The following is a 23,527-nucleotide window of genomic DNA, read 5'->3' as shown; positions in this document are numbered from 1 at the left end:
TATAGTTAGTCCATGTCCAATAATAGTTACACATCTAAGATAGTATTTAGAAAAGCTTTATTCAATATCGGCTTTCAAATAGTGCCTATAGCGGCAGCCCTTATTCTCACACCATATCTGATAGAAACTATGGGAAAGGATTCTTGGGCAAAATATTCGATAGGGATAAGTTTAATTTTTTTATCCAATTATTTCTCTTTTGGTATTGGCCCAACCTTAAATAGAAGAGTTTCCGAAATAATTGGACTAAAGCAGAACCATAGAATTAAGGAAGAATTAAAAGAGTGTGTTTCCTTTTCTTATCTCTTGGGCTCTGTTTTCTTTATAATTCTTCAAATCATATTGTATGTGGCGTACAAGTCACAAAGCTTTAGTATTTTGCAAAGTGTCACCGATTATACTTTCTTCTTTATTATATTGAGCGTTTTTTTAATGGCGTTCATCCTTATTCCTTACAGGTCTCTGTTGGAGTCTTTCAGCGACTTTTATTTTTTGGCAATTGCTAGGGCGCTAACGGCGGCAATGTTATTTTTAATACCCTTCGCCTATGTCTACTTTTCCGAAATTTCACTGAGCGGCATTGCAATGTCACTTTTCATGGTATACGTACTGCTTTGTTTTTTATATTTTTATAGAATAAAGAAATATCAGAAAAAGCTCTCGTTCGAAATCTACGGGCCATTAAATTGGAATGTATTACAGCTGGTCTTTAAGTTTGAAGTAGGCTTTCTAAAAGAAACGTTCTGGTTTAGTATTTTCTTTTTAGCATCAGCATTTGTACTTTTCTTTGATCGGTTCTATTACCCTATTTTCTTTGACACCAATATTATTTCAGATCAGGTAACAATGTTGGATTTGTTCAATAGGGTCGCGATTATCACAGGTACTATATCTTTGGTTTATTTTTCCGCGATTTCGGTATGGTATCAAGAAAAGAATTTGATTAGAATAAAAAAGAGCTTAAGGTTACAGTTGGTTGGAGTGGGTGGCTTATTTATTCTTATTATGTTGTTTTCAAATTACCTTTTAGAAGATATTTTAAAATGGTGGTTAAAAGCAAGTTTTTCAGATTTTATATATAAAAATGCATTTCACTTGCTTTTTGGAGCATTGATGATCAATTATACAATTCTTTTAATTAGACCTTTACAAGCTATAGGAAAAATTAAAATAGTGAGTATTTGGTTATTGGGCACGACATCTATTTACCTTATTATTGTTCTTTTTTTAGGCATTTATAGAGCAATAGAGTTTCATTATATTGCATTTATTGTAAAAGCATTGTTGGATATGATTATTCTTGTATCATTGTTAAAAAGAAATAAGATTTTATGATAGATAGGGTTTTAATATATGAGGTTCATTATTCTAATTTTAATAGATACGTAATTCCCTTAGCTAAATATTTGGTTGGTAACGAAATTGCCAAACACGTTGTTATGGTTCATGATTCTTTCACCGAACATGAAAAAATTAAAAGTGTGGCCGACGAGCGAATACAACTGGCAGAGGTCACTAAGGAATTCGAGGGCTTAAGTGCCAGAGACAACTCAAATACTAGTTTTTTTAATTACAGTTATAGAATCACAGATTTATATTGGACCTATAGATCAAAAAAAATTGGGATACGTACATACCAACTACAACACGGTATGTATGCTGAGTTTTTGGAAAGAAGCTTCTTAGGCTATTTTTCAGCTATGAATAGAAAGCTAGTTTATTTGAAGTATATGTTTTCGTTCTTGTTCAAAGGTAAAGCAGCTATTTTCTTGTATTTGCTTAATAAGGACTTTTTGAAATCCTTTAAGATTAACGAGTATTTGGAGAGCAATAAAAAGAAACAATTAGAGGAGGTACAGTCCGATCATGTATTTGTTTGGGGCGATTATTGGAAAGAATGGTTTGTTAAGAATCATTATTATAGTGCTGTAGAAAGTTTTACAACCATAGGCAACCCTGATTATCATACTTTTATAAAAAACAAAAAGGCAGAAAGAAACAAGAACCAGGTTTGTTATATTGCCCAGACGTTTGTAGAAGACGGCAGAATGGAAAAAACCGATTATAAATCTGTAATAGATGAGCTGGCAAATGCTTTTAAGAAACAATTGGTCATAAAACTTCACCCAAGATCCGATAAGACTATTTTTGAAAAAGTTATTGAAAACGGGGGTGAGATAACCTATGACTTTCCAATATCAGGTTACTATGTAGGTCACTATTCTTCTTTACTTGCATTAGCTGCAAACGAAAATAGCAAAGTGTTTCTACTAGAAATCAACAACGAGGAAATCCCTGAATATTTTAAAAACTCTGCTGATGGTATTTTCACAACGATGTCAGATTTAGTCTCCGCTTTAACGCAAAACACAACATCTTCTGCTTCCAAAGAGATATCCTATTATTTTGAGAATAAAGAACAACATCCTTTTGAAATAATTAGTGAGAAGATTACAAGTCTAACCTAAAACCATAAGGTTTAATGGAAATTTATAAACCAATACTACTTCAAGGCATTTCAACTTGCGCTTTATTGGTGTTCTTTATATTTTCTGTCCTTAAAAAATCATTTGTGCTAAAAGCAGTTGCTTTAGGCACATTACTTATTTTAATACTTGTTGTATTTATAAATAGAGACTATGGTGCAAATATTGATTTGCCGCTCTATATGGATTTTTATAAATATAATGTTGCCTTCGCTGACATATTCATCTCTAAGACCGCTTGGAAAGGAGATTTTTTGTTTTTTGGATTAATGCCTATATCCCACATTTTGGGCTTAGGGAAAGAGGACTACATTACATTTCAGTTAAGTCTAAGTATCACACTTACTTTCCTTGCTTATTTTTTATTTTTTAAAGACTCAAGGGCCCTAGTGTTTTTAGCATTATTTTTTATGCTTAACAGCTCCTCTTTTTATCTCATACAGGGTAATGTAATTAGGCAAGGACTATCCTCCTCACTTTTGTTATTGGGAATTTGTGCTAATACGGGGGCTAAAACAAACCTTTTTAAGGCAATGGCCTTTTTTAGTCACAAGGGAAGTTTATTCTCTTTTTTATCAGTTTTTTTGAATTACAAGAATAAGACGCGGATTTTAATTCTATCGCTAGCTCTCTTGATTGGATACTTTTCGATTTTTGTACACATCATTAATTTGTTCCCGCTACCTGAATTTATTGCAACTAAGCTTGAGTTTTATTCATCGTTTGAAAGGGCTTCCTCAAATTCCTTGATAAAATTAGCACTATTGATTTGCTTCAATATATTGTTCTTGTTTTTTAGGAATATCAATGTAGCATATGAAAAAGCATACTCATTTTTCTTTGTTTTTTCCGTTGCTGCCTTATTGTTGTTTAGATTTGATGGTATGTTTTCGCGACTTGTACTTTATACCGATATTTTTATTCCGATACTCGCTGTAGGATGCATACAGCAGTTTACGCTAAAAAAGAACAAAGTGATTGCGACCTTGGTAATGATAGGCTTAAGTTTAGCGTACTCGATTTATGTATTCAATCATGAATCCATTGTTTTTAACATGGGAGCATGTTTTTCAATCTAGGTGCTATGAAATTTAGGCTAAGTCCCGTTGTTTCTTTTCTGACTATCCTTTTGGTCTCGGGATGTGAAAGAACATCTGATACCACGAATCAATTTATTACGGATTTTTTAAACCAGAAATCTGTTCAAGTGTACAAAAGTGAAATCCAAAGGACAAGAGTAAATTTTTTCCCTAAGTCCAAAACTTTGGTTTATAGTTTTTGGAAGAAGGAAATATTTAATAAAAATGGCGATTTATTCTTACACCTTTATTTAAAGGACTCGGGCCTTTTGCCAGAATCGAGAAAGGAACATGGCTTCATTAACCTTTCAATCAAAAACGAAGATATACTAGTTATGGATTCTTTAAATTTTTATATCCTAAAGGACCTTGGCTCATACGGGGAATTAGATGGTTTTAGTACTGGACAATACATTGGCACTAAGAGAACCTGGTATGCGAAGCACCAAATTAAATCAGCCCCGCAAAAAAACACCGAAATAGTAAAGAACAAGGTAAGAATACCTAATAATGCCAAAGGGCAGATAGCCGTACCAGCTAATAAGATGTCATTTATAAACCATCTGGTGGTTACGGATGCCATTCCTATTTTCAACGAGAAAAATGCTTTGAATATATTTCTGAGCCAAGAGAGTCTTGAGGTGTATCTTACGTTTAATCTAGAGGCCGAATTTTTCAAGTACAACTACAGTCTTAGTTTTTTTGAAGAAATGGAAGGCGGTCTTGCTTTAGATGAAATACCACTCTTTAACCAGAACACATTAAGTTTAAACTTAGCTAACAATAAAGTGTCAGCAGTAAAAATTAAAGTTCCAAAGCAAGCCAAACGAATGGCATTATTACGTGAAGAATCTGGAAAGCCTACAGTGCTTTTTAGCACTTATATCGATTAGTATTTTTTAAAAATTTGCACAGAATTATAAAATGAAAAGTGTTGGGATATTAGGCAGATTGGATGTATTGAGTTTATCAATGGCATTTTGCATTTGCCTTTTACCATGGAGTGAGAAATGGAATACGATTAGCATAATTGTTCTTCTTACCGGGGTTTTGTTGGATATTGCCTTTAGGAAGCAAAGGTATAGCTTGGATTTGACGAAATTTTTTATAGGTGCCGGTATTTTTTTTGTTGCGCTTGCTTGGCTTCCTTTTTCGGATGACCTAGGTACTGGCTGGTCATACTTAGAGCGTATTTTAACGGCATTGTTCTTTCCTTTGCTCTTCTCGCTTGTGGGTAAGTATTATGCACTAGACTTACGATATATCTTTTTTGCCTTTTTGTCTTCATGCTTTATTAGATATCTCTATTTTTTAGTAGGCTTTCTTGATTTTGAGCTCCTATTCATTCTAGATTATTGGAAAGAAATTCTCATTCAGTTTAATCAGTTTTTCAAGGAAGAAGCGCTACATCCATCTTATTTTTCTATGTATTTAGGTTTCTGTTCGATTATTTGTTTTTACTTTTTTAGGATGACAAAATCTTCTGGCCTAAAAGTATTTTGGATCATATCCATGTTTGTATTTCTTTTTTTAAATCTTTCCTTAGCTTCAAAAATGCCTTTCGTTGCTACTATTTTTGCACTTGTTTTTGGGTTGTTTTTTCATGTATATAAAACAACTGATGTTAGAGGAAAGAAACGATATTTAGCGTTGTTAATAGCAGGGATAGTGATCTTTGGAACTTACGTTTACAAAGTACCTAATGCTATTAAGCAAGATATAGGGAATTACTATGATTATTTTTTTGAGAGGGATTTGGAAAATGCATTTGACTATGGTCAATACGGCACAACCTATTCCATAGATACTTGGAACAAGACCAATAGGATACATATTTGGAATTCAAGTATCTCCATATTAAAAGTTAATTTTTTATTTGGTGTAGGCACTGGAGACATAAGTAATGAATTGAACAAACAGTACATATTTGATAATCAACCCTATTTAGCTACTAAAGATGCTAATACCCACAATCAATATTTAGACTATTTGATTAAGTTTGGAATGTTTGGTTTTGCCGTACTGGTATTTTGCTTTTACGCCTATGTTAAAAAGGCTGTTGACACCGCTAATTTGATATATTTGATGTTTTTGATTTTAGTGCTAACTTGTATGTTAACTGAAAATATCTTGAGCAGGCAACTTGGTATTGTTTTCTTTTTTTTCTTCCAGAGTTTATTTTTCTTTTTAGAAAGTAATGATTTCATAAGGTTATCTGGTGGAAAGGCGTGAGAAGTCTCCCCAAACACTAGAGAAACAATGGAGCTGTTATTGAAATAAGACTTAACTTTGATGACGATAATTTATTAAAAAGAAGATACATCTAACGATAGGTGTCCTAATCGAGGACAGGAATGGTAAAGATAAGCAAGTCGTTCAACAGGCATTAGATTTTTAATTATAACGTAAGTGTTTATCATAAAAATAAATACTAAAACGACCGCAGTAAAACAGGATAATTCGATGAGTTGTTTCAAACTTCACAATCGATAAGGTTCAATTAAAAATTGATTCCCCTAGTAGTTTTTTAACGTAAATAATTACAATCGTTTTTGAAACAATTAGTTTAAAATAATTTAAATGGCTAGACGCTCTATATTAAACCCACTAGAACGTAAATTCATTCTTTTAATAGGAGATTTGCTTATAGTAATAGCTAGTCTCAATTTTTTTGTACAAGACGTTATAGATATACAATTTATTTCCCTTAAGCTAAATGTTGTAGTATTTAGCTTTGGAACCTTATCTTTCTTTGCGTTATCCTATATTTTAGATTTTTATAATTTACAAAGAACATTAAAGCGTAAGTACGTAGTATCTCAAGCTTTATATATTACCGCTTTATTTGTATTAACTGTATTTATCTTCACTCTGATACTTTTTGACGCGAGTTTTTGGATAAAATATTTGCTAATATTTTTATTGTTGACACCTATCGAAGTTGCGTTATGGCGGCTTTTTTTCGTAAATGTTTTTAGAATTTTTCCTACTACTAAAAATGTTTTGTTTATATATGATATCGATAATCAGTCAGAAGTTAAGGATGTCACAAATATTATTGATGGTGGTGATGAGGAGACTTTTTATAGGGTAAAATTAACCTATAATATCAATCAGCATATTCTTATAAGAAAGAATTTTTTAAAAGCAACGGACAAGATAGACTCTTGGATTATTAATGTTAAGAACTATAATGATCTCCCAGAAGATATTGAGAAGATGATGTTAAGAAGTATTCTAAAAGGGAAAGAAGTGATATCGTTTACCTCATTTTATGAAAACACCTATGAGGCATTGCCTATCCAATCCCATAACGATAGTTTTTATGAAATACTTCAACTTAGAAATAAAAAGATTAGGTATTTGCAAACTATTTTTGGCTTTGGTATTAATTTTACTTTAGCATTAGTCGTGGGGGTTGTTTTTTTAGTATGTACGCCATTTGTATGGCTATGTAATTTAATGTTTAACAGGGGGCCTTTGTTTTACACCCAAAAAAGAGTAGGGTTACATGGGAAGGAGTTTAAGATTTACAAGTTTAGGTCCATGGTTGTGGATGCAGAAAAGACTGGTGCTAAAATGGCAACAAAAAATGATACAAGAATTACACCTTTTGGAAAAATTTTAAGGGCGTTCAGGATAGACGAGTTACCTCAAATTATTTCTGTGGTAAAAGGTGATATGCAATTTATAGGGCCAAGGCCAGAGCGAAAAGTATTTGTAAACCAACTTAATGACCGTGTGCCTTTCTATGCTGCTAGACATTTAATTAGGCCTGGTATTACGGGTTGGGCACAGGTAAAATATAAGTATGGTGAGAACCTCGACGATTCAATCAAAAAATTGGAGTACGACCTTTACTATATCAAGAATAGGTCGATAACCTTGGACATTAGAATAGTATTTAAAACGGTAACAACAGTGCTGTTTTCTAGAGGAATGTAAGATGAAAAAAATATTAATAACAGGCGCAGCAGGTTTTTTAGGCTCACATTTGTGTGACAGATTCATAAAAGAAGGGTATCATGTTATTGGCATGGACAATCTTATCACAGGGGACCTAAAGAATATAGCACACCTTTTCCCTTCGGAACATTTTGAGTTTCATCATCATGATGTGTCCACGTTTGTTCATGTTTCCGGAAATCTAGATTACATTTTACATTTCGCTTCTCCAGCAAGTCCTATTGATTATCTGAAGATTCCAATACAAACATTAAAAGTAGGGTCTTTAGGAACCCTCAATTTATTGGGATTAGCGAAGCAAAAGGGTGCGCGAATTTTAGTTGCGTCTACTTCTGAGGTTTATGGTGATCCATTAGTGCACCCACAGACCGAGGAGTATTTTGGCAATGTAAACCCGGTTGGGCCTAGAGGAGTGTACGACGAGGCCAAAAGATTCATGGAGTCCATTACCATGGCTTACCACAGGTTTCATGGTTTAGAAACGCGTATTGCACGTATTTTTAATACGTATGGGCCAAGAATGCGACTTAATGACGGTAGGGTGGTTCCTGCATTTATGGGACAGGCTTTAAGAGGGGAAGATTTAACTGTTTTTGGAGATGGTGTACAAACACGCTCGTTCTGTTATATAGATGATTTGGTAGAAGGTATATACCGATTGTTATTTAGCGACTATGTAGAGCCAGTGAATATTGGAAATCCCCATGAAACAACAATTAAAGAGTTCGCAGAGGAGATTTTAGCATTAACAGGGGCCGATCAAAAGATTAGTTTTAAGCCGTTGCCAACAGATGACCCTACCCAACGACAACCAGATATCACAAAGGCAAAGGAACTGCTGGGATGGGAGCCCAAAGTAGACCGTTCAGAAGGACTTAAAATCGTATACGATTATTTCAAGTCGTTGAGTAAGGAAGAATTACAACGGAAAGAACATAGAAATTTTTCGAAAAGATAAATTATTAACGCTTGGCAAGAAAACTTTTGCCAAAATCCAAAAAACAAATGAATATTCTAATTTTAGGCGCTGGAGGTCGTGAACACGCCTTGGCTTGGAAACTTACGCAGAGTAAAAAACTACAAGAGCTTTTTGTAGCGCCAGGAAATGCCGGTACTGCCCAAATCGCAAAAAACATACCAATTGGTGTAAATGATTTTGAAGAGATAAAGCAGTTTGTGCTGACCAATGAAGTGTGTATGGTAGTTGTTGGACCAGAAGACCCTTTGGTCAACGGAATACATGACTATTTTCTTGAGGATCAGCAGCTACAATCAATTCCTGTAATTGGCCCACAAAAAATGGCCGCTACCTTAGAAGGTAGTAAGGAATTTGCAAAGAAATTTATGATGCGTCACCGTATTCCAACGGCGCGGTACGAAAGTTTTACAGCTGCAACCCTGTCGGAAGGTTTTAAGTTCATGGAAAAGCTGAGTCCGCCTTATGTATTAAAGGCAGACGGTTTGGCTGCTGGCAAAGGCGTAGTAATCCTAAATAACATAGAAGAGGCTAAGACAGAGCTAAAAGCGATGCTGTTAGATGAGAAGTTTGGCACGGCTAGTGCAACCGTTGTCATAGAAGAGTTTTTAGACGGTATCGAGTTAAGTGTTTTTGTCCTGACCGATGGTGTCAATTATAAAATACTGCCTACCGCAAAAGACTACAAACGGATTGGTGAGGGCGACACTGGACTCAATACAGGAGGTATGGGCGCTATTTCCCCTGTTCCCTTTGGTGATAACGCGCTAATGTACAAGATAGAGCAGCAAATAGTAAAACCTACGGTAGAAGGCCTTAAAAAGGACAAATTACCCTATAAGGGTTTTATATTTATAGGCCTTATTAAAGTTGGGGATAATCCGAAGGTAATAGAATACAATGTTCGCTTAGGTGATCCAGAGACAGAGGTGGTGCTTCCGCGTATTAAAAATGATATGGTGGAGTTGTTTGAGGCTGTTGCTAACGGCACGTTGAATGAGGTAGACCTGGAGATAGACCCACGAACTGCTGCAACGGTAATGACCGTTTCTGGTGGCTATCCAGGAAGTTATAAGAAAGGAAAGGAAATTACGGGAATTGACACGATTACCGATTCCTTAGTATTTCATGCAGGTACAATACAGAAAGATGGGAAAACAGTTACAAATGGCGGTCGTGTAATGGCAATCACCTCCTTTGGGAAAGATTTCAAATCGGCTTTGGAGCTATCGTACAAGAATGTAGGTAAACTTTCATTTGATGGTATAAATTACAGAAAAGATATCGGATTCGACCTATAATCCATTAGAACGTTAAATAACAAAAGCACCGTTTATCTTGGTTATAAATGACCAGTATAAACGGTGCTTCTGAGTTTCTATAAAAATCCTTACAAATAAGAGTGAGATGTACTAGACTTATCTTCCTCACCCGCATCATTATATTTTTTTAGTTGTAACATCCAATAAATAAAGGCAACGGACCCTATCAACATAAAAAACCAGTTGATGCTATTGGAGAGTGTCCAGCTTTCCATAAAACGTAAAACATCTAAGGGTGCAAACAATACATTTACAAATAAATCGGCAATACCTTCAAAAAATGACTTCATCTTATTCCTATATTTACACAGCAAAAATATAAAAATCATAGATGATTTCAAGCATTTTTGGAAAAACAAAACCTATTAACTTTATTATTTTACTGGGTTTTTTATTCCTTTTTTATTGGGCCGTTCAAATTTACCTGCTCCAAACCGATTTTTCGACCAACCAACTGGTGTTGGAAATAGGAATTTTATGTGTCCTATTGTTCAGCGTTTTTGTTGTTGATTTCATTGTAAATAGGAATAAGTTAACAGGAGCAAATTCTTACGCTATCTTTTTTTACACGCTATTGTTCGTTGTTTTTCCAGAATCGTTGGCAGACAGTAATGCTATCCTTTGTAGTCTGTTTCTATTGCTGGCAACCAGGAGACTTTTAAGTATCAAATCCTTAAAAGATATAAAGTCAAAGGTGTTTGACGCAACGCTTTGGGTTCTAGCTTCTAGTCTATTTTATGATTGGGCCATACTGTATATGCTCCTTACTTTTGTGACCATTTATATTTACGAGCCAAAGAACATAAGAAACTGGTTGGTAATTTTTTCCGCCACCTTCTCATATTTTATGGTGACATATATGGTTTTGATACTGGCTAATAACCCTGATTTTCTAAAATCCCATTATACTTTTACTATTGATTATGCTGCTATTTATCTTCCGAGATGGGATTTTAGTATTAAGGTGAGTGCATATATCATCATTAACCTTATACTGTCATTTTGGTCTTTTTTGGCCTTAGGGAAAGCGGGCACGGGTAAAACTATAACTATAAGGCTCGTCGCGTTGTCGTTTGTTATAGGGTTGCTGGTGAATGTATTGGTTCTTACAGAAAGTACTTTTGCCATCATGATTACCTTCTTCCCGTCTGTGATTTTTATTTGTAACTATATAGAATCTATAAAAAGGAAAAACCTTCTGGAATTGGCCCTTGTACTAAGTCTTGTAGTGCCTTTGCTTGCGTTTTTAGTGAAACTTTGGGTTGGATAATTAGAATTATATTTGTAAAAAAGTAGTCTTATGTTCAGCAAACTAGCAATTGAGATTTTTCAAGAAAGTATAGACAAGTATCATGTTAAGGATGATGTATATCAGTCTTTTTCCAACCCCTACCCAGCAGATAGTATTGAACATTTGTTATATCGAAAAAACTGGATAGACACCGTACAATGGCATTATGAGGATATAATTCGTGATCCGGAAATTGAGCCTAATGCAGCGTTGACCTTAAAACGAAAAATTGACTTCAGCAATCAGGACCGGACAGATTTGGTTGAGTATATTGATAGCTATTTTCTTAATAAATACCAATCGGTAGAAATTACTTCCGGTGCGACTATCAATACAGAGAGTCCCGCTTGGGCCATTGACCGACTTTCCATTTTGGCTTTGAAGATTTATCACATGAATGAGGAGGCAACACGGACGGATGCTTCTTCTGGACATTTAGAAAAGTGTAAAGCAAAACTAAACATACTATTAGAGCAGCGGGTAGATTTATCTACTGCTATAGACCAATTGTTAGCCGATATAGCATCAGGTAAAAAATACATGAAAGTCTATAAGCAGATGAAAATGTATAATGATGATGAGCTGAATCCTGTTTTAAGAAAAATCCCTAAGTCCTAAAGATTGCAAAACAACTGTCCAGTTTTGTCAGTTTATTTGACACTTAAAAATAATTAATTTTGAAACAGGGGCCAAAACATGAAGTAAGTATTCCCCCTTTTGGGGCTAGGGAACTTTTAGTCATCCGACTCTCTGCTATGGGCGATGTGGCCATGACCGTTCCTGTTTTACTTGCTTTGACCCAAAAATATCCCCACCTCAAACTTACGGTACTTACCAAGCCTTTTTTTGCACCTATCCTAGCTCAGATACCTAATGTCACAGTACATAAAGCTGAGGTAAAGGGAAAGCATAAAGGAATCTTAGGGCTTTGGAAACTATACCGTGAATTGAAATCAAGGAATTTAGGTGGCGTGGCTGACCTGCACAATGTCCTTAGAAGTAGTATTTTATCCCAATTTTTTAGGTTTCAGGGTTTCCCTGTTTTACAGTTGAACAAGGGTAGAAAAGAAAAAAAAGCACTCACGGCTGCCAACAATAAAGTGTTTAAACCATTAAAATCAATGCATCTGCGCTATGTTGATGTTTTTACAGCCTTGGGTTTTCCTATCGAACCTAGTAAGAAACATGTCCTTCCAAAAAAGAATCTTTCGCTGAACTTAAAAAGGACTTTTGGCGCTTTTGAAGATCCGTACATTGGAATAGCACCTTTTGCCGCATTTAAGGGGAAAATGTATCCATTGGAGTCCATGAAAAACGTCGTAAAAGAACTTAATACCCTAGGAACGCATCGAATCTTATTATTTGGAGGAGGACCAACGGAACAACAAGTGTTGGAATCCTGGGAAGTAGAACTGGAAAACTGCATAAGCGTAGTTGGCAAAATTAGTTTCAAGGAAGAATTAGCGCTTATTTCTAACTTAAAACTCATGGTGGCCATGGATAGCGGAAACTCACATTTAGCAGCTATGTATGGTATTCCAACGATAACCCTCTGGGGCGTAACACATCCATATGCAGGGTTCTATCCTTTTGGGCAAGACCCTAACAACGCGTTGTTATCGGATAGGGAGAAATATCCGTTGATACCGACCTCAGTTTATGGCAATAAATTCCCTGAGGGCTATGATAGGGCCATGGTTACCATAGCTCCGGAAAAAGTAATTCAAAAAATCATGGAGGTATTGTATGCGTCTAAATCTATGCCATAATTTGTTTTGCCTCAATTAACCTGAAGTATTGTTTAAGTTGACCCATAAAACGATATTTTCTTGCGCTGGGCGATGTTCCAGCCATTAGGGTTCGTATACCAAAATACGAGCTCATTAAGTAGGTGGCAACTGCCTCGCAATCTACGTGACGGTCCAGGTGACCATTAAATTTTCCTTTTTGTAGCGTAGAAACCAGGTTCACTTCCCATATAGAAAGAATATCGTTCAAGTGCTTCATTATGTTTTCGTTTCTTCCATTAAATTCGGATAAGAAATTGCTAAGAACACAACCAAAGTCCATTTCATTGTGTACTGCTGTTTCTAGCGCATCTTCAAAACATTGACTTATTTTTAGGATAGGGTTGTCATGACCTTCTATAGGTTCTATAAGTGTGCTATATACTTTTCTAGCCAATAGGTTTTGCACAATTTGAACAAAAAAGTCCTCTTTGGAATCGAAGTGATAGTAGAAAGCTCCTTTGCTCATAGAGAGCTCTTTTAATACATCATCTACACTAGTATTATAATATCCTTTTGAATAGAATAACTCTAAGCCTTTAGTTTGCATCCGTTGCATGGTAGCCATGCGTTTTAATGATTTTTCCATAATTTCAAGATTTGGGTTAATCCGACCATGTGGTCTATACAAAGAACCCTCAGATTGTATTTTGGAACAGGATATTTGGACGTATGCATGTAAATTATCGGTCAAAGTGTATAATATCGACGTACTACCTATAATTAGAAAAGAGTAACCGACCAAGTGGTCGGTTTAAGTGCTAAAATTGTACGACAACGGGAGACTAAAAATAGTAGTTAATGGTTTTCTAGTTTGATTTCTATCTCTAAATCGGGTAACTTTCCAGCAAGAGGACTCTTGTTATTGAATAATCATACCTAACGCTAACCTTAATGTATACCAAAAAAAACTACTCTGCTTTTCAATTGGCCTGGTGGACCCGTTTTGAAACGTTTCTTTTCATAGTAATTATTTCTGTTTGGGTTGCGCTGTATCATTTTTTTGATTTGACCTGGTTGAAAATTCCTTGGACGCCTTTGGCTTTAATAGGTACTGCAGTGGCTTTTGTGGTCGGATTTCAGAATAACTCGGCTTATGGCAGAATTTGGGAAGCTCGAAAAATATGGGGAGGTATTGTAAACACCTCACGCACTTTTGGGATGTTCGTTCAGGATATGATAACTAATGAATATACCGATAAGCCTATGTCGGATGAATTGCTACGTCAGGAAATGAAAACCCTAACATATAGACATATTGCTTGGATAACGGCTCTTAGACGAGCTATGCGAATGCCAAAAACTTGGGAAACGGCTGTAAACCATAGAACCAATAAGGAGTGGGATAACAAGCCGCCAGAATTAGGTTCCACTTTGGAGGAGGATATAAAAGATTATATCTCCAAAGAGGATTATGCATATGTCATGAGTAAAGATAACAAGCAAACGGCACTTTTGTATTTACAGTCCCATCACTTAAAAAAGCTGAAGGAGCAGGGCATACTTTGGGAATTTTCATTTTTGGAATTGGAAGCAGTACTTAAGGACTTATTTACGTTACAGGGGCAAAGTGAGCGGATAAAGAATTTTCCATATCCCAGGCAATTTGCTACCCTAAACCATTTCTTTATGTGGGTATTCGTGCTTTTATTACCCTTGGCACTAGTCCCTCAATTTGGGGAAATAGGTATTGAAATCGCGGAGAAAAGCCCGCTTATAGGAAAGTTCTTTGTTTGGTCCACTATTCCGTTTTATGTGATTGTAGCTTGGATATTCCATACCATGGAACGTATAGGTAGAACAGGTGAAAACCCATTTGAAGGAACGGCGAATGACGTCCCAATTTCTACCATTGCACGGGGAATAGAAATTGACCTAAGGCAAAACTTAGGAGAAACAAAGGAAGAAATACCAGTACAATTTCCTATGAAGTTTCACACACAGTTTTAGACAATAGGAATTCTTGTGAAACGTAAACCACCTTTTACTCGTTGTCGGTTAAATTGTTTTTAGATAGCTTCTTGATGAAATTTATTTACAGTTCTACGTTTATTCATATGATTTTTATACTGGAGTAAAAGTTCCCCCCTTTGGGACTAGGGAGCTTTTTTACGCCACCGTACCTTGACAACTACTACCAGCTCCAGCCGTACAACCATAACAATGTTGGGAAATGATAATATTCCTATCATTCAACAAATCCTCATTATAGTCTTTAATGTGTTTTACCTTACTGGCCACTTTTAAATCTAGCATCTGGTTAAAATCACAATCGTATAACCAACCGTCCCAACTAATGGAAATGGTATTGGTACACATCACATTGGCAACGGCAGATGGGTTATAGGCATCAACTAGCGCATACATATAGTCATCATAGTTCTCCGAGGCAATCAAATAATCCAAGAAACGGGCAATGGGTAAGTTGGTAATTGCAAATAAGTTATGGAATTGAATATTAAAATCTTCTTTCAATGCCTTTTTAAAGTCCTTTTCCATAGCAGCTTGATTACCTGGCAAATAAGCCCCCGAGGGATTATAAACTAAATCTAAACGCAATGAACTACCAGGCATGCCATAACCTCTTTCATTTAGCTCTTGTAATGCTTTAATTGATTTATCAAAAACACCTTCTCCTCTTTGCTTGTCCGTTTTACCTCTTGTCCAATGAGGCATGGAGGATATAACATGCACATTATGTTTTTTAAAGAAATCCGGGAGGTGATAGTACTTTTTATTAGCTCTAATAATAGTAAGGTTGGAACGAACGATAAAGTCTTTAATACCTGCTTTTGCGGCCTCTTCTACAAACCATTCAAAATCTGGGTTCATTTCTGGCGCCCCACCGGTTAAATCTAAAGTATGGGCGCCTGTATTTTTAATGACCTCCAAACATTGGGTCATTGTTTCCCGGGTCATTATTTCCTTACGGTCCGGACCGGCATCTACGTGACAGTGCTCGCAGACTTGATTACACATATAGCCTAGATTCAGCTGTAGAATCTCCAACTTTTTTGGACGTAAAGGGAAATGTCCTATTTCAGAAATCTTGTCTTTGAAATAAGGGAGTTCACCATCGGCGAATATACCTCCGTTCAAAATATCGAGCTGTGTATTGCTTTGTGCAAGCTCGTTTCCTGTTGCTTTTAATGATTTTGTAGCCATTTTTTTCAGTTTTCAGTCAGCAGTATCGGTGGGCAGTTTTAGCAAAATATATTTTTGCCTACTGCAACTTTGAACTGCATACTATTCATTTTTTCTTTTTACTAACTCTTTGTTCTTCAGATCCGTCAGGTTTTAGAACCTGATAGGTCTAAACATAAGAAAGGTTTAAAGCTCCCCTTTGGGAGTAAGGGGGATTCACATACTCAACTTATCATACTTATTCATCATTTGTACTCCGTGTACCAAGGTCGCTCCACTTTCAATGGCTGCACCTACATGAACTGCTTCCATCATCTCTTCTTTGGTTATTCCTTTTTGCAGGCCATCCTTGGTATAGGCATCAATGCAATAAGGACATTTGACCACATGCGAAACTGCAAGTGCAATCAAGGACTTTTCCCGAGCAGTTAGTGCGCCTTCCTCGAAAACGCTACCATAATAGTCGAAAAATTTAGTTCCGAGCTCCTCACTCCATTCGGTTATTTTACCAAATTTTCTTAGGTCTTTTGGGTCGTAATATGTATTTGCCATCTTATTCTGTATTTTTGGTTTTATAGTTCCTTTTTGTGAATGATCTAAATTAATGGGAATTCCTTGACCCATTTTTTCTAACTCAGGGAGTATTTCCATATTGTCCCATATCCCGGAGCCCAAGGTGTCGGCATATTCCTCGGGTAGATGGTTTTTGAACATTAATTGCTGCGCTGTGGAGTGGTCGTATTCAAAAGACCGATGAGTATAATTTAGTTTGCCCTTATCCAATTCCAATAGCATATACCAGACACGGGCAGTGCCATCATTTGCCGGCATACCAATAACGCCTGGGTTTAACCATAGCTTGTCTTTTATGGTTTGATGAAAAGGTAGACCGCAGTGCCCTGCGATAATCACATCGCTTTTGGTAGTTAAGAAGCACTCTTCTTTACTATTGTTGGCGTTAGATTTAAAGATAAATTCTGAGGTATTTCCATAATTACCATGTACCACGGTAACTTTTTTATTACCATAGTCAAAACTTAGATATTCTGGAATTTCAGAAATCCAGTCTAAAGATTCACGGGATAAATGACCTTTAGTAAACGGAAACCAGGTTTTGGAGAAGCCATCGCAGCGACTTCCTGCTTTAAATTCGCAACCACAATCTTCACTATCATTTGCTAGTTGTAACTCTACATTACCTGCTATGCTCAATGCTCCCCATTCTCGAAACAGTTGTATCGTTTCTTCTGGCTGTGCGCAATAACCGGTAATATCTCCGGTACTAATGCAGTTTTCGGGTGATATACCTTCTGTCTTTGCGATAGAAACAAGTTGCTTTAAAGCTTGAAGATTACTATATACCCCTCCAAAGAGCAATAGCTTTCCGCTTTTAGTACCTATATGTTTTATGCTCTCATCCATTTGGGTATAAAATAAAGTATGATACAACTGAGAATTCCCCAGAAATTGATCCAGAGTAAATCTCCATATTTTCCATCAGTAAATATTAAAGCGTTTGGAAATCCTTTGAAAACGAGCAAAAATCCGAATAAAATCCCACAAAAAACACTGAGATGAAAACTGATTTTAGGGGCAGTTCCTTTCCAAAACAGAAAAACTGGGGTCAATCCAATAACCATAGTTCCGCTGATGGTCGTAGCTGAAAGTATTTCAGCATCCAAAAATACGGGAATGGTGCCTAAAACTGCAATAACGACCATAGACCATCGCCCAAATTGGAGCGAATCCCCTAATTTCAAATCGATAGCCAATAATTTTGAAAAGGACGAAAATGTGGAATCCAGAGTAGAGGCAGCAGAGGTAATCATAATAAAATTTATGACCAACAATATTACTACCCCAAAAGCTTTGCCAACTTCAACTGCGGCCTGGCCTTGCATTCCTTGTGATTGCGCATAAACTCCGATTATACTGAAAAGTATAATACAAAAACCTCCTAAAATACTGGCCAATACAAAGCTTTTTAAAGTCACTTTTGGACTGCTTAAAAATCCCCTGTCCGTTAATACAGGATCATGAAATGGATAACTAAAGGATTGGAGGACTGCGGCAAAAAGCAAATTTAATCCCATATCAAAGGACCATACTCCCGAGCGAACTGCAGTATGAACCGTAAAATCAGTTTCTGAACCAAAGATGACAGTTAAAATGACGAGAAGTAATATGGAAAACAAGCCCATTTGCAACACATCTGTAAATATAGAGCTGCTCATACCTCCTTTAAGGACATAGGCTAGGGTAAGGGTAGTGAAAACTAAAATGGACCAGTAATAAGAATTGGTTCCTATATCCCCAAAATAAGAACCAATGACCATAGTGTTACTCCAAACTTCATTGAATAACCGAATGGCAATAAGAATGGAAAAAACTGCTACGGCTCCCTTTCCAAATTTTGAGCTTAGAAAGTGATGAATACTGGTGTAATTACCATGTAAGCGCATTTTGTAAATGATAACGCCTGCTACAGCAAAAGAAACATAGTACCCTGCATAGGCCACTCCTCCTACAATCCCATAATCTAGTCCTAAATTAGCAGCGTTGGTAATACTTTTGGCAAATATCCAAGAGATGATTAAACTCCCCATAAGCATAACCGTATTGGGGGTTTTCCTCTTTTGAACTGCCTTAAAAAACTGACTGGTATTTTTGGCCATTGGAGAAATAAAGAACAACACCAAACTTGATGCTATTACTAATCCCCATTGCCAAATTTTAATATCTACCATTTTTAAAACTTCGTAAATCAATACTCGATTTAATAACTTAATCCTCGCTTTGCGAGTCCCACCAGACTGCTATATTTATACTGTTGCCATCTGTATTTGCTGCTGCAGCACTATAATTCGTGCTATTTAGCGCCTCTTCTTCTGCAGGATAGGGCATACGTACTGGAATCAAATTATCATTTAAGCTTGCCGAAATAGTTTTTAATTGAGGAAACCCCGTTCTACGGAACTCAATCCATCCTTCGTATCCGTTAATCATATTAGAAATCCATTTCTGGGTAATGATGTTTTCCAATGCATCACCGTTGGTATAGGCTCCAGTACCTGTCAGATAATCTGTTGGAAGCTCTACTTGCCAATAATCAAAAGCTTGTGAAACGCCAATGTTATAAAGGGTTTGGGCGTCCGCAGCAATCAAACCTTTCTGTGCAGCTTCGGCGAGTAAAAAGTGTGTTTCCATGCTGGTCATGAAATTGGCATCCAAAACCCCCGTGTTTTCGCGGAAAATGGTGCCTGCCAAAGAATAATCAGATAAGGTAGCAGCATTTTGTGTTGCATCGATTCCATTCAACAAACCATTAAATTCTCCTGCATCACTGTTGCCGAACGGCCTAAATAATGTGGAAATTCTAGTATCGTCTAAATCCGTAAGGATTTCCGCCATAGTTTCAGAAAGCACAAAGTTGTTGAAATCACCAACTCTCAAACGGGCCAACCTAAAGTTATTTGGTTCCCCATCTGAAAAATCAAAAATGGCGTTTTCAGTATTGTCATCAATAAAGTTTCCCGCTTCAAAGATGGCTTGTAGTTGAGAAGAAACATCCATTTTATTGGAAATCCGTAGTAAATGTTTAATGCGTAAGGAATTTGCAAAGCGAATCCATCCCTGTAAATCCCCCTCAAAAAGAATATCCCCTTCTAGAGAAATACTACCGTTGTAATTTTCAATTGCTGCTATTCCTTTTTCTAAATTATCTAGAATTCCACCCTGATCCATATAAATAGATTCTTGTGGGTCATAAACAGGAGTTACTGTACCGTTATTTCCCTTAAAGGCTTCTGAATAGGGTACATCTCCAAATAAATCGGTTAATCCGGCACTCATGTATGCTTTAAGAATAAGCGCAGGTCCTTCATACACTGCAAAAGTTTCGTTTTCTTGGGATAGATTTAAAATGATTTCATTGTCTCGTAAGTTTTTATAAAAAATGGGCCACGGATTTCCTCCTAATTGTGGAGATTTTAAATTATGCCTATCAAAAAGATTAAAATCCAACGCCGTGGTATATTGACCTAATAAATTCCCAGCGGTAAACCCTTCATAGGACATTTGTTCCCCGTAATCATAAATGACCTGCCGTATTAATAGACTTGGCTGTATGGTTACAGGTGAATTTGGGTTCGTGTTTATTTCCTCAAAGTCTTGTGTGCAACTTGTAAGAAGTAAAACAACAAATAAACTATATATACATTTCATTTTCTTTCTCTTAAAAATTGAATCCTGCTTTAAAACCAAAACTACGGGTGGTGGCGTAAGACATATCTTCTACACCACTAATAAACCCTTGGCCTTGAACAGCTAATTGCTCAGGATCAAAATGTGGATTCTCCGTAATAGCGAACAAGTTTCTGCCAATGATTGATACGCTTAAGCTTGTATCTTGGTTAAATAAGCTGAGGTTATCAAATGTGTACCCTATGGAAAACTGTCTTAGCTTAAGGAAGGATGCGTCATACGTATTGTTCTCCTCATGGTTTCGATCATAAAATTGCCGGTAATAACTTTCTGCGCTTACGGCAACAGTATTTGGTGTAAAAACTGGATTTTCCACTGTACCTATATTTACAACACCTTCTGGAACTATACCGACTTCTGGTCTAAAAGAGGTTTCTGCCAGTTGACCACCCACATTTCCTAAAGCTCTTGTACGCGAAACAACGATGCCGCCTTGACGCCAGTCTAATAGAAATCCTAAATTCCAATTTTTGTAGGCAAATTGATTACTAAACCCTAACATAAAATCAGGGTTATAGTTCCCTAATTTTTGAAGAGTATTATCTGGAATGAATCTGCCCTCATCAGTGAGGATAAAATCACTAGCATCATTTTTTAAATACCCCGTTCCATAAAGGTCTCCGACACGACCTCCTTCTTCAACCTGTAAAAATACCGTTTGGTTTTGGCTGTCATAAATTCTGGAGTAAGCCAATGTAAGTCTACCATCGTCTTGCGGTAAATCCTCTACGGTGGCTCTGCTTGTACTGAAATTCAGGGTGCTATTCCACTGAAAATTTTCTGAAATTATAGGGGAAATGCCTGCTATGATTTCTATGCCCCTTGCTTTTACCTTTCCGCCATTTACAACTTGTTGGTTAAAGCCAGAAGATATTCCAATGGGCAGTGAAATAATTTGATCTTCCGTTATGGCGTTGTAATAGGAAATATCAAAACGTAATTGGTCACTGAAAAATCGTAAATCTGCACCTATCTCAAAAGAAGACGTAGTTTCTGGTACTAAATTGGGATTCGCAATAATGTTTTGATTGCTAAAGGTAGGCTGACCGTTAAAAGGTGTTTGTGCCACAAAAGCACCTGTGGTTTGATATGGATTTGTATCGTTACCTACTTGGGCCCAACTGGCCCTAAGTTTTGCAAAAGAAACTACCTGAGGTAGATTAAGTATTTCGGATACAATAAAACTACTGGAAAATGACGGATAAAAAAATGACGTGTTATCTACCGTAAAAGGGGTGGCCAAAGCACTAGACCAATCATTTCTTCCTGTGATGTCTAAAAACAGAAAATCCTTGTAGCCAAACTTTACTAAGCCATAGAAACTATTGATACGTTTATTAGATTCAAACTCGAAGACTTCAATTGGGGATGCACCATTAGAGAGGCGAAAAATACCTGGTTGTGCTAAACTTGTGGTTTGTGCCTGTGACGTAAAAGCTTTCTGGTCTAATCTATTCCCTCCTACAGAAATAGCAACCTTGAAATCATTGAACTGATTGGTATAGTTTAATAAAAAATCCGTGTTTATTTCCCTAAAAAACACATTGTGCTCCGCGTAACCCCCATTTTGAAAACGATTAGAGCTGAATGCTCGGCGCAGTTGACGTAACTCACTGGAGTAATCCATTCCAGAGCGTATGGTTGCCGTTATTTGGTCTGTAATGTCATAACTTGCGGATATATTTCCGAAAACACGATCTCGGTTAAATGAATTACGGTTTTCATTTAATATAAAGAAAGGGTTGTCAAAAAAGGTATAGTTATAGGAATATTGTTGTACGCCTTCTAAACCTGGTTGCCAATAATCACGGAGGCTATCTATGTTAAGGGAACGTGGCCCCCATGCTACTAAGGAGTAATTAACGTTTTCCGATCCATACCCGTTAGAAGGGCGGTTATCGCTTTGCGAATTCACATAACTAAGAGCCGAGTTGATACTTAGTTTATCTGTTGGCATAAACCCTAATCGCGCACTTACGGATTGCCGGTCTAGGTTTACCCCGGGAATAATGGACTCGCTTCGTAAATCTGTAAAAGAGAGCCGGTAATTTCCTTTATCAAATCCGTTGGAAATCGCAATATTGTTTATGAATGTAGTCCCAGTATTATAAAAATCCTTCAAATTATCAGGATTGGAACGGAACTCCGTTGGGGTAATGGGCAAACCACTATATAATGCGGTATCTCCTCCACGCACCATAGTACCATCGGCTAAAGTAACCGGACTGTCAAATTGGGGTATTAAGTTGCCTGCGTCCAATCGCGGTCCCCAGCTGTAGGTAATGTTATCACTGGTTCCACCACCAAGTCCGTCAACAAACTCGAATACGCCAGATTGTCCTTGTCCATATTCATTTTGAAAATCGGGTAAACGGAAGGCAGAGTCTACAAAAAAACTGGTATTGTAGCTAATACCAAGGCCTTTCGTATTTTTACCGCTTTTGGTTTCTATAACGATAACACCGTTAGATGCGCGTGTACCGTAGAGTGCTGCGGCACTGGGCCCTTTTAAAACAGATACTGCTGCAATATCATCAGGATTCACTTCCATGGCACCGTTTCCAAAATCGATGGCTTGAAAACCTGCTGCCGCCTCATTGGTAAAGTTGAAGACGGAATTATTATTAATAGGCACACCATCTACTATAAACAAAGGGTTGTTGTTGGAAAAAGAAGATTCCCCACGTATGGTGATCTTAGATGATGAACCTACACCAGTTGCTCCTTGGTTGATGGTTACACCTGCTAATTTTCCAGTCAAGTTATCTAAAAAGTTAACCGCTTTTACCTCGGTTACTCCTTTAGCATCGAGGCTTTGTACCACATAACCTAGTTCTTTAGTTTCTCTTTTTAGGCCTAAAGCTGTTAACACAACTTCATCTAATTGTTCGGAGGATTCCAGTAAGCTTACGTTTATAACAGATTTGCCATTAATAGGAACATTTTGTGTTTCATAACCTAAAACCGAAAATTTTAAAACGCCTGAGGAGTTGGGGATGTTTAAGCTGTACTTTCCTTCATCATTTGATAGGGTCCCTTTATTTGTGCCAATCAATTGTACATTAACAAAGGGAATCGGTACGCCATTGGCTTCCGTAATGGTACCAGAAATAGTTTCTTGTGCAATTGTAATAGTCGCTATAAATATAGTTATAGCCAACAATGAATACTTCATGTAGTCGTATAGAATGTGTTAGTTCTTTAGATGGAGTT

19 protein-coding genes and 1 pseudogene are annotated in these 23,527 nt (G+C 36.7%); 12 read left to right on the top strand and 8 right to left on the bottom strand.

Going from position 1 to position 23,527, the window contains the following annotated elements; all coding sequences use genetic code 11:
- The first annotated feature begins 12 nt into the window (after positions 1 to 12).
- The 8 genes from MS6x_RS10030 (at position 13) to purD (ending at position 9,808) form a co-directional block, all read left to right on the top strand.
- Positions 13 to 1,335, top strand: coding sequence for an MATE family efflux transporter (locus MS6x_RS10030; RefSeq protein WP_482601584.1), 1,323 nt, complete (start codon positions 13 to 15; stop codon positions 1,333 to 1,335).
- Positions 1,332 to 2,468 (top strand): hypothetical protein, encoded by a 1,137-nt coding sequence (locus tag MS6x_RS10025; protein WP_482601582.1) that lies wholly within the window; start codon positions 1,332 to 1,334, stop codon positions 2,466 to 2,468. Before MS6x_RS10030 ends, MS6x_RS10025 begins: the two co-directional genes overlap by 4 nt.
- Positions 2,469 to 2,482: 14 nt before the next feature.
- Positions 2,483 to 3,565, top strand: a complete 1,083-nt coding sequence (locus MS6x_RS10020; RefSeq protein ID WP_482601580.1) for an EpsG family protein — start codon at positions 2,483 to 2,485, stop codon at positions 3,563 to 3,565.
- Between the two features lie 5 nt (positions 3,566 to 3,570).
- Positions 3,571 to 4,458, top strand: a complete 888-nt coding sequence (locus MS6x_RS10015) for a hypothetical protein (RefSeq protein ID WP_482601578.1) — start codon at positions 3,571 to 3,573, stop codon at positions 4,456 to 4,458.
- A 31-nt stretch (positions 4,459 to 4,489) separates the two neighbouring features.
- Positions 4,490 to 5,797 (top strand): O-antigen ligase family protein, encoded by a 1,308-nt coding sequence (locus MS6x_RS10010; protein ID WP_482601576.1) that lies wholly within the window; start codon positions 4,490 to 4,492, stop codon positions 5,795 to 5,797.
- Between the two features lie 693 nt (positions 5,798 to 6,490).
- Positions 6,491 to 7,510, top strand: coding sequence for a sugar transferase (locus MS6x_RS10005; protein ID WP_482601574.1), 1,020 nt, complete (start codon positions 6,491 to 6,493; stop codon positions 7,508 to 7,510).
- 1 nt (position 7,511) lies between these two features.
- On the top strand, positions 7,512 to 8,489 hold the full coding sequence (locus MS6x_RS10000) for a UDP-glucuronic acid decarboxylase family protein (RefSeq protein WP_482601572.1): 978 nt from the start codon (positions 7,512 to 7,514) through the stop codon (positions 8,487 to 8,489).
- A gap of 47 nt (positions 8,490 to 8,536) precedes the next feature.
- On the top strand, positions 8,537 to 9,808 hold the full coding sequence (gene purD, locus MS6x_RS09995; RefSeq protein ID WP_482607158.1) for a phosphoribosylamine--glycine ligase: 1,272 nt from the start codon (positions 8,537 to 8,539) through the stop codon (positions 9,806 to 9,808).
- 89 nt (positions 9,809 to 9,897) lie between these two features.
- Here purD and MS6x_RS09990 read toward each other — a convergent pair whose 3' ends face one another.
- Positions 9,898 to 10,119 (bottom strand): DUF6341 family protein, encoded by a 222-nt coding sequence (locus MS6x_RS09990; RefSeq protein ID WP_482601570.1) that lies wholly within the window; start codon positions 10,117 to 10,119, stop codon positions 9,898 to 9,900.
- A 41-nt stretch (positions 10,120 to 10,160) separates the two neighbouring features.
- Between MS6x_RS09990 and MS6x_RS09985 the strand changes: the two genes are divergently transcribed.
- Genes MS6x_RS09985 through MS6x_RS09975 form a run of 3 tightly spaced genes read left to right on the top strand, consistent with a single transcriptional unit; the run spans position 10,161 to position 12,889 of the window.
- Positions 10,161 to 11,099 carry a hypothetical protein gene (locus tag MS6x_RS09985; protein ID WP_482601568.1) on the top strand — a complete coding sequence of 313 codons (939 nt, stop codon included), beginning with the start codon at positions 10,161 to 10,163 and terminating at the stop codon, positions 11,097 to 11,099.
- Between the two features lie 30 nt (positions 11,100 to 11,129).
- The gene (locus tag MS6x_RS09980; RefSeq protein ID WP_482601566.1) at positions 11,130 to 11,738 is read left to right on the top strand and encodes a DUF4254 domain-containing protein; all 609 of its coding nucleotides are present in this window, start codon (positions 11,130 to 11,132) and stop codon (positions 11,736 to 11,738) included.
- Between the two features lie 59 nt (positions 11,739 to 11,797).
- Positions 11,798 to 12,889 (top strand): glycosyltransferase family 9 protein, encoded by a 1,092-nt coding sequence (locus MS6x_RS09975; protein ID WP_482601564.1) that lies wholly within the window; start codon positions 11,798 to 11,800, stop codon positions 12,887 to 12,889.
- Here the strand turns inward: MS6x_RS09975 and MS6x_RS09970 are convergent.
- Entirely contained in the window at positions 12,879 to 13,496 is a 618-nt protein-coding gene (locus MS6x_RS09970) for a TetR/AcrR family transcriptional regulator (RefSeq protein WP_482601562.1), read from the bottom strand. The two genes, MS6x_RS09975 and MS6x_RS09970, sit on opposite strands and share 11 nt — an antisense overlap.
- Positions 13,497 to 13,801: 305 nt before the next feature.
- On the opposite strand from MS6x_RS09970, the gene MS6x_RS09965 reads away from it, so the two are divergent.
- Complete coding sequence (locus tag MS6x_RS09965; protein ID WP_482601560.1) at positions 13,802 to 14,857, top strand: bestrophin family protein; 1,056 nt, start codon at positions 13,802 to 13,804, stop codon at positions 14,855 to 14,857.
- Positions 14,858 to 15,016: 159 nt separating this feature from the next.
- Here MS6x_RS09965 and arsS read toward each other — a convergent pair whose 3' ends face one another.
- The 6 genes and pseudogenes from arsS to MS6x_RS09935 form a co-directional block, all read right to left on the bottom strand.
- Positions 15,017 to 16,072 carry an arsenosugar biosynthesis radical SAM (seleno)protein ArsS gene (arsS, locus tag MS6x_RS09960; protein WP_482601558.1) on the bottom strand — a complete coding sequence of 352 codons (1,056 nt, stop codon included), beginning with the start codon at positions 16,070 to 16,072 and terminating at the stop codon, positions 15,017 to 15,019.
- 195 nt (positions 16,073 to 16,267) lie between these two features.
- Positions 16,268 to 16,603 (bottom strand): arsenosugar biosynthesis-associated peroxidase-like protein, encoded by a 336-nt coding sequence (locus MS6x_RS09955; RefSeq protein ID WP_482607157.1) that lies wholly within the window; start codon positions 16,601 to 16,603, stop codon positions 16,268 to 16,270.
- Between the two features lie 234 nt (positions 16,604 to 16,837).
- Positions 16,838 to 17,473 (bottom strand): annotated as a pseudogene (locus MS6x_RS09950) (metallophosphoesterase family protein); the annotation flags it as partial.
- Positions 17,458 to 18,798: a sodium:solute symporter gene (locus MS6x_RS09945; protein WP_482601556.1), complete on the bottom strand. Its 1,341-nt coding sequence runs from the start codon at positions 18,796 to 18,798 to the stop codon at positions 17,458 to 17,460. The gene MS6x_RS09945 and the pseudogene MS6x_RS09950, both read right to left, overlap by 16 nt.
- A 37-nt stretch (positions 18,799 to 18,835) precedes the next feature.
- Positions 18,836 to 20,275, bottom strand: coding sequence for a SusD/RagB family nutrient-binding outer membrane lipoprotein (locus MS6x_RS09940; protein WP_482601554.1), 1,440 nt, complete (start codon positions 20,273 to 20,275; stop codon positions 18,836 to 18,838).
- 10 nt (positions 20,276 to 20,285) lie between these two features.
- Complete coding sequence (locus MS6x_RS09935) at positions 20,286 to 23,489, bottom strand: SusC/RagA family TonB-linked outer membrane protein (RefSeq protein ID WP_482601552.1); 3,204 nt, start codon at positions 23,487 to 23,489, stop codon at positions 20,286 to 20,288.
- Positions 23,490 to 23,527 lie beyond the last annotated feature (38 nt).

The sequence above is a fragment of the Maribacter sp. MS6 genome (assembly GCF_056839185.1).
Note: the sequence above shows the minus strand (reverse complement) of the source record. Positions and strands in the feature narration are given on the sequence as shown.